9 protein-coding genes are annotated in these 6,974 nt (G+C 49.6%); all 9 read right to left on the bottom strand.

Going from position 1 to position 6,974, the window contains the following annotated elements; all coding sequences use genetic code 11:
• Positions 1–50: 50 nt before the first annotated feature.
• The 9 genes from HXW94_RS09165 to glyA all read right to left on the bottom strand — a co-directional run bounded on the left by HXW94_RS09165 (position 51) and on the right by glyA (position 6,915).
• A complete protein-coding gene (locus HXW94_RS09165) occupies positions 51–653 on the bottom strand; it encodes an IS607 family transposase (RefSeq protein WP_178366589.1) in 603 nt (200 codons plus the stop codon).
• Positions 654–730: 77 nt separating this feature from the next.
• Positions 731–1,144: a transcription antitermination factor NusB gene (nusB, locus tag HXW94_RS09160; protein WP_178366588.1), complete on the bottom strand. Its 414-nt coding sequence runs from the start codon at positions 1,142–1,144 to the stop codon at positions 731–733.
• A 3-nt stretch (positions 1,145–1,147) separates the two neighbouring features.
• The gene (gene ribH, locus HXW94_RS09155) at positions 1,148–1,615 is read right to left on the bottom strand and encodes a 6,7-dimethyl-8-ribityllumazine synthase (protein ID WP_178366587.1); all 468 of its coding nucleotides are present in this window, start codon (positions 1,613–1,615) and stop codon (positions 1,148–1,150) included.
• A gap of 11 nt (positions 1,616–1,626) precedes the next feature.
• Positions 1,627–2,832, bottom strand: a complete 1,206-nt coding sequence (locus tag HXW94_RS09150) for a bifunctional 3,4-dihydroxy-2-butanone-4-phosphate synthase/GTP cyclohydrolase II (RefSeq protein ID WP_178366586.1) — start codon at positions 2,830–2,832, stop codon at positions 1,627–1,629.
• Positions 2,833–2,843: 11 nt separating this feature from the next.
• Complete coding sequence (locus HXW94_RS09145) at positions 2,844–3,521, bottom strand: riboflavin synthase (RefSeq protein WP_178366585.1); 678 nt, start codon at positions 3,519–3,521, stop codon at positions 2,844–2,846.
• Between the two features lie 30 nt (positions 3,522–3,551).
• Positions 3,552–4,661, bottom strand: a complete 1,110-nt coding sequence (gene ribD / locus HXW94_RS09140; RefSeq protein ID WP_178366598.1) for a bifunctional diaminohydroxyphosphoribosylaminopyrimidine deaminase/5-amino-6-(5-phosphoribosylamino)uracil reductase RibD — start codon at positions 4,659–4,661, stop codon at positions 3,552–3,554.
• Positions 4,654–5,163, bottom strand: a complete 510-nt coding sequence (gene nrdR, locus HXW94_RS09135) for a transcriptional regulator NrdR (protein ID WP_178366584.1) — start codon at positions 5,161–5,163, stop codon at positions 4,654–4,656. The genes ribD and nrdR overlap by 8 nt, the downstream gene beginning before the upstream one ends.
• A gap of 19 nt (positions 5,164–5,182) precedes the next feature.
• Positions 5,183–5,665 (bottom strand): deoxycytidylate deaminase, encoded by a 483-nt coding sequence (locus tag HXW94_RS09130; RefSeq protein ID WP_178366597.1) that lies wholly within the window; start codon positions 5,663–5,665, stop codon positions 5,183–5,185.
• Positions 5,666–5,667: 2 nt separating this feature from the next.
• A complete protein-coding gene (glyA, locus tag HXW94_RS09125) occupies positions 5,668–6,915 on the bottom strand; it encodes a serine hydroxymethyltransferase (protein ID WP_218576643.1) in 1,248 nt (415 codons plus the stop codon).
• Between the last annotated feature and the right edge of the window lie 59 nt (positions 6,916–6,974).

The following is a 6,974-nucleotide window of genomic DNA, read 5'->3' as shown; positions in this document are numbered from 1 at the left end:
CTGTACATTGGTAGGATCGAGTTCTATTTTATGAGCCAATTGGATTATCATTACTCGGACGCCTCAATCATTGTTTTGATCTTTTTTTTATATTTACGAAGCCCGTACAATCTACAACTGAATGTATCGATAATTGCCATTAAATCCTCCACCATTTCCTGTTGCGGAGATAAAGATTCTTGATTTACCACCTTAATTTCACAGCCATGTTCCGTCGCCATATACTCAAAAAAATCAAATCCGAATCGACATAAACGATCTTTGTGAGCCACAAGCAGACTCTTAATTTCACCGGCAGATATTCTTGACATCAAAGACAGAAATTTTTTTCTTTTGAAGTTCATTCCACCGCCGATTTCCTGAATCCATTCATCTACTGGAATCCCGCCATTTAAACAAAATTGCTCCATGGCTGTTATTTGAGATTGAAGATCATCTTTTTGGTTGTGGGACGACACCCGGCAGTAAACAACAGTTTTTCTTTCAATATCTTTGATGCCAAATATCTTACGAACATCTGATTCATCATAATACCGCTGACCTGTCGGCGTTCGCTTGGCAACTAATCGGCCTTCAGCATCCCAGCGTCGCAATGTCGATGCAGATTTCCCTATTCTTTTTGCAAATTCGTTTATTCTGTAAATATTACTCATAATGAGTTAATATAGATAATAATAGATATAAAATCAATAACTGTTTACATCTCCTTGTTCTTCACATCATAACTCGCTTAAGGCTCATATTGGGCCCGGATACGGTCCAGCACCCCGTTGATGAACGATCCGGAATCCCGGGTACCGAATTTTTTGCCGATTTCGACCGCCTCATTGATGGATACCGATGACGGAATATCCGACAAATTAAGCATCTCAAACACTGCAATACGCATGACATTTCTGTCCACTGCCGGCATACGGGAGATTTTCCAGTTCTTGGCCCATTGCGCCAAAAGTGCATCTATTTTTTCACGATGCGCCAACACCCCCTCTATGAGCGTTTGAAAAAAAAGACGTGAGGGCTTGCTTAAATTTTCCCCGTGCTGTTCAAGAAAGTCATCCATTTGCGGTTGGGGATCAGCTTTATTCAGATCCAAGGCAAACAGCGCTTGCAGGGCCAATTCCCGGGATTTGCGCCTGTCACTCATGGTCTATTCCATCGTTGCGCACAGGTTTGCCATTTCAATGGCACCCATGGCCACATCAAAACCCTTGTTACCGGATTTTGTCCCGGCACGTTCAATGGCCTGTTCAATGGTTTCAGTGGTGAGAATACCAAACATCACCGGTACTTTAGCCTCAAGGCTGACGGAAGCAATACCCTTGGACACTTCAGCACACACATAATCATAATGCGTCGTGGCCCCCCGGATCACGGCGCCTAAACAGATAATCGCGTCATATTTGTTTAAGGCCGCCATTTTAGCTGCGGCCAAAGGAATTTCAAACGCCCCGGGCACCTTAACAATAGCAATATCCTGATCCTGTGCACCGCTTCTGATCAAACTATCCAACGCACCGGATACAAGCTTGTCCACAATAAAATCATTGAACCTGGCGGCAACAATGCCGAATTTTTTGCCCTTGGCATTTAAATTGGCTTCAATTATCTGAGGCATATTTATTATCCTTATTTAATATGTAATAGATGACCCATTTTTGCTTGTTTACACTTCAAATATCCCTGGTTGTAGGCATTGGGCGCCACTTCAATGGGCACTTGTTCCACAACACTCAGGCCGTAACCTTGAAGTCCCACCATCTTCTTCGGGTTATTGGTGAGCAGGCGCATTTTACGTACGCCCAGATCCACCAGCATCTGGGCACCGACACCATAATCACGCAAGTCAGCGGAAAATCCAAGTGCCTCATTGGCCTGAACCGTATCCAGTCCCTGGCGCTGGTATTCATAGGCTTTTAATTTGTTTACAAGGCCGATACCCCGGCCCTCCTGTCGTAAATACAGAATAACGCCGCAGCCTTCCTCATCCACCATTTTCATGGCCCGGTGAAGCTGATCCTGGCAGTCGCAGCGCAGCGAACAAAAGATATCTCCGGTCATGCATTCGGAATGCACCCGCACCAGAATTTCCTTTTCCGAATCGATTTCACCTTTAACCAAGGCAATGTGCGTCAGATTGTCAAGATCATTCTCATAGGCAATGATCCTGAATTCACCGCCTACCCGGGTCGGGATAACGGTTTCGGCAGCCCGCTTTACAAAACTTTCTGTTTTTAAGCGGTATTTAACAAGATCCGCCACCGTGCAGATGCCGATGCCGTGCTTTTCGGAAAATTTTTCAAGGGAAGGCATCCGGGCCATGGTACCGTCATCGTCCATGATTTCACAAATAACACCGGCGGGCTTCAAACCGGCAAGGCGTGCAAGATCCACAGAGCCTTCGGTCTGGCCGATGCGCACCATAACCCCACCGTCCCGGGCCCGTAAAGGAAAAATATGGCCGGGTCGTGCAATATCCCGGGGTCCGGTCTCATCATCCACTGCCGTTAAAATAGTGGTGGCACGATCTGCAGCCGAGATGCCCGTGGTTACCCCCCGTTTGGCCTCAATGGAAACCGTGAACCCGGTACCGTACTGGGACGTGTTCTGCTCAACCATCATGGGAAGATCAAGTTTGTCTGCAATACTTGAATCAAGGGACAGACAGATAAGCCCCCGGCCGTGGGTGGCCATAAAGTTAATGGCTTCCGGGGTTACGGCCTGGGCCGCCATGGTCAGATCCCCTTCGTTCTCCCGGTCCTCGTCATCCACCAGGATGACCATTTTTCCTTTTTTTATATCTTCAATCGCCTGCTCAATGCTTAAATGGGGCATGTTGTTATCCTTTACAAGAATCCGTTCCGGGCAAGAAATGACATACTGATGTCCAGGTCGGCATCAGCACCGGCATCATTGGCGCTTTTTGCACGTTTCCCCTGCCCTGATAAAAATTTTTTCACATATTTTCCCAGCATATCCGTCTCAATATTGACGCGATCTCCCACGGTTTTAAATCCGATGGTTGTAATTTTTGCGGTATGGGGAATAATACTTACCGAAAAACCGTTTTCCCAACATTGGTTGATGGTCAGGCTGATCCCGTCAATGGCAACAGAGCCTTTTTCTATCATCTCATCCGCCAGGTTCTCCGGCACCTGGATGTCATATATGATGGCATTACTCCGGGTCTCAATTTTTGAGACCGTACCGGTGCCGTCTATGTGGCCTGATACCAGATGCCCGTCTATGCGGTCCGACAACTTCAGCGCCCGTTCAATATTGACCCGGGCCCCGGGTCCAATAGCGTCAAATGTCGTACGGAACACGGTTTCCGGTGCCATGTCTACTTTAAACTGCCCTTTGCCAAGGCTTACAGCGGTCAGGCAGGCCCCGTTCACGGCAATCGAATCCCCGATGCCTGTACCGGAAAGATCCAGGTCACAGGCAATCACCAGAATTTTGCCCTCTCCATGGGTTTCCATACGCCGTATGGTCCCCAGGCTTTCTATGATCCCAGTAAACAAAAATTATCTCCCGCCGTTAATCAATCTATTCTATGCTTCAATATAGCCTGTGACCAGCATATCGGAATCAAAGTGTCGGGTAGTGACCCGGACCAGTTCAACCACGTCTTTTATCTTTTCCGGCCCGGATCCGTTAAACACCGGGATGCCGTCATTTCCGCCCATCATTTTAGGGGCAAGAAAATAACAGACCTTGTTTACAATACCTGCGGCCAGAGCCGATGCCGCCACACATCCCCCGCCTTCAATCAGAAGGCTTGTGATGGACAGCTTCCTTAACCTAATCATCAGGTCATTTAAATCAAGCAAATTTCCACAAACCCGGCATTCAAGAATCTGTGCGCCCTTGTCTTTGAGGCGCTGGATTTTGCCGGGATCACAGTCCGGGCCTGTCACAATGATGGTGGGGGCACTTGATTTTTGAACCACAACCTTGGCATTTTCCTGGATGGTCAAACGGGTATCCAGAATGATGCGGGCAGGATCCCGGGTCTGTTTCCCCGCTATTCTGGCGGTCAAGGAGGGATCATCCCCATGCAGGGTGCCGGCGCCAATCAGAATGGCATCATTTTGGTGACGCAGTTCATGGCCGAAATTTCGGGATGCGCTGGAGGTGATCCATTGGGAATCCCCGGTTCTGGTGGCAATATATCCGTCAAGGGTGGCAGCACATTTTAAGGTGACAAACGGCGTATGGTGGTTTTGTACATTCCAGACAAAATCTTCGATCAGGGTCAAAGCCGCTTGTTCCATAACCCCTGATACAACCGCAAGGCCTTTTCCCCTTAAAAAATCAATCCCGCCCCCTGCAACAGGGTTGGGATCTTTGCAGGCCACGACAACCCGGCCGATACCTGCGTTGAGAATTTTATGCGTGCAAGGCGGGGTTTTTCCGAAATGGTTGCAGGGTTCCAGGGTAACGTAGATCGTGGCATCGGCCAATTTTTCAGGGGCTTTTGCTGCGGCATCATCAATGGCCACCACTTCCGCATGGGGGCCACCGGCTTTGGCGTGAAAGCCCTGACCAATGATCTGACCGTTCTTTACCACCACGGCACCCACACAAGGATTGGGAGAGGTATACCCTTTTCCCCGGGCTGCAAGCGCCAAAGCCCTTGCCATATAGTCCGAATCAGTCATCCGTATCGACAGGGCCTTGCATACCGGAGTCGCCATCTTCGGCCCCATGCTCCTTATGAATCAGACTTTCAAGTTCCTGGATAAAATCCGTCACATCCGTAAACTCCCGGTACACGGAAGCAAACCGGACATAAGCCACATCATCCAGCTTCTTGAGGGCATTCATGATTTTTTCGCCCACCACTTTGGTAGACACTTCCCGTTCCCGGCTTTCCCGCAGGTCCAGTTCAATCTCATCTACAATCTGTTCGATCTGGTTGATGCTGATGGCCCGTTTTTCACAGGCTTTCTGAATGCCGCGCATCACTTTTTCCCTGTCAAACGCCTCCCGGCGGTTGTCTTTTTTAACGATCATGACAGGGACCTGCTCCACTCGTTCATAGGTCGTGAAGCGCCAGCCGCACGCCTGGCACTCTCTTCTGCGTCGGACCTCGAGCTCGATTTTGCCCGGCCGTGAATCCACCACTCTGGTATTCGGGTTATCACAATAGGGGCACTTCATATCAATCTCTTTTAATTATTCAGTCAAGCCGGATCAGTTCAACCCCAGCCTGGGCAAACATTTCCAGGGAAAGGGGGTCTTCGTATCCCGTCTTAAAGAACACTCTTTTAATCCCCGCGTTGATGATCATCTTGGCGCAGATGGAACAGGGCCGGGTGGTGCAGTACAGATCAGCACCGGCAACAGATATTCCGTGATAGGCCGCCTGGATGATCACATTCTGTTCCGCATGAACGCCCCGGCAAAGCTCGTGCTTTTCCCCGGAAGGCACCTTGCGCTGCTTCCGCAGGCAGCCGGTCTCGCTACAATGGGGGACCTGGGACGGCGCACCGTTATAGCCCGAGCATAAAATGCGTTTATCCTTGACCAGCACTGCCCCCACTTTTCGCCGAAGACAGGTAGACCGGGAGGACACAAGGTCTGTGATGGCCATAAAATATGCATTCCAGGAAGGACGGTCATCACCCGCAGCGCTTGCTGAATCCGGTGAAACAGGGGGCATCATCAACAGGCCGCGTCTCCATATAAAGGATACCGGGTGCATAGGTCTTTGACCTTGACGGCCACGTCCGGCACATTGGCCTCGTCATCCAGCACATCGCAAATAAATCCGGCGATAGCCCCTACAGCCGCTTCATCCATCCCCCGGGAAGTAACCAGCGGCACGCCGATACGGACACCCGAGGTAACAAAGGGGCTTCGTTTTTCATTGGGTACGGTATTTTTGTTCACCGTAATATTCGCCCTGCCCAGGCGATCTTCCGCATCTTTTCCAGTGATATCCAATCCGGAAAAATCCACCAGGACCATGTGGTTGTCCGTCCCATTGGAGACCAGTTTATACCCCCGTTCCATGAGGACGTCTGCCAGCACAGCGGCATTTTTAACCACCTGTTTCTGATACTCCGTGAACCCGGGCGACAACGCCTCTTTAAAGGCCACGGCTTTGGCTGTAATAACATGCATCAAAGGACCGCCCTGGATACCGGGAAAAATCTGGGAATTAATTTTCTTGCCCAGTTCAGCGCTGGAGAGGATCAGCCCCCCCCTGGGACCACGCAGGGTTTTATGGGTGGTGGAAGTAATAATATCTGCGTACCCCACCGGTGTGGGGTGTACACCGGCAGCGACAAGCCCTGCAATATGGGCCATATCCACCAGAAAAATTGCGCCGCAGGCCTTGGCAATTTCGGAAAAACCTTTAAAGTCAATGGTTCTGGGATAAGCCGACGCCCCTGCCACAATCATTTTAGGCTTATTGGCCCGGGCCAGGTCTTCCACCTGGTTCAAATCAATGGTCTCGGTTTCCGGATTTAAACCATAATGGGAAAAATTGAACAAACGCCCGGAAAAGCTCACCCCTGCGCCGTGGGTTAAATGACCGCCATGGGAGAGATCCATGGCCAGAATTCCGTCTCCGGGGGAGAGCACGGAAAGATAAGCCGCCATATTCGCCTGGGATCCGGAATGGGGCTGAACATTCGCAAATTCCACACCAAATAGTTTTTTTACCCGCTCAATGGCCAAATTTTCCGCCTGGTCCATGTATTGACACCCGCCATAATACCGTTTTGCCGGATATCCTTCAGCATATTTATTGGTCATGATGGAACCCTGGGCTTCCATGACTGCCCGGCTCACTGTATTTTCCGACGCGATGAGATTCAGCCCGTATTCCTGCCGACTATATTCACTATCAATAACTGAGGCAATCTCAGGATCACAAGATTTGATAAATTGTATATTTTCCATAATTCAATCGCGCGTTGGTGTTTGCCAACACGGCCCTTCTTATTTCTATTTCAAAATAT

It is taken from the genome of Desulfobacter latus (genome assembly GCF_013389365.1).
GTDB classification, from domain to species: Bacteria; Desulfobacterota; Desulfobacteria; order Desulfobacterales; family Desulfobacteraceae; genus Desulfobacter; species Desulfobacter latus.
This window is presented reverse-complemented; position numbering and strand designations above follow the sequence as displayed.

Excerpts from the sequence above, each read along its gene's own strand:
- glyA (WP_218576643.1), bottom strand. The coding sequence starts at position 6,915 with ATGGAAAATATACAATTTATCAAATCTTGTGATCCTGAGATTGCCTCA.
- ribD (WP_178366598.1), bottom strand. The coding sequence starts at position 4,661 with ATGACTGATTCGGACTATATGGCAAGGGCTTTGGCGCTTGCAGCCCGG.
- HXW94_RS09150 (WP_178366586.1), bottom strand. The coding sequence starts at position 2,832 with ATGCCCCATTTAAGCATTGAGCAGGCGATTGAAGATATAAAAAAAGGA.
- HXW94_RS09130 (WP_178366597.1), bottom strand. The coding sequence starts at position 5,665 with ATGCCCCCTGTTTCACCGGATTCAGCAAGCGCTGCGGGTGATGACCGT.
- HXW94_RS09165 (WP_178366589.1), bottom strand. The coding sequence starts at position 653 with ATGAGTAATATTTACAGAATAAACGAATTTGCAAAAAGAATAGGGAAA.
- nrdR (WP_178366584.1), bottom strand. The coding sequence starts at position 5,163 with ATGAAGTGCCCCTATTGTGATAACCCGAATACCAGAGTGGTGGATTCA.
- nusB (WP_178366588.1), bottom strand. The coding sequence starts at position 1,144 with ATGAGTGACAGGCGCAAATCCCGGGAATTGGCCCTGCAAGCGCTGTTT.
- ribH (WP_178366587.1), bottom strand. The coding sequence starts at position 1,615 with ATGCCTCAGATAATTGAAGCCAATTTAAATGCCAAGGGCAAAAAATTC.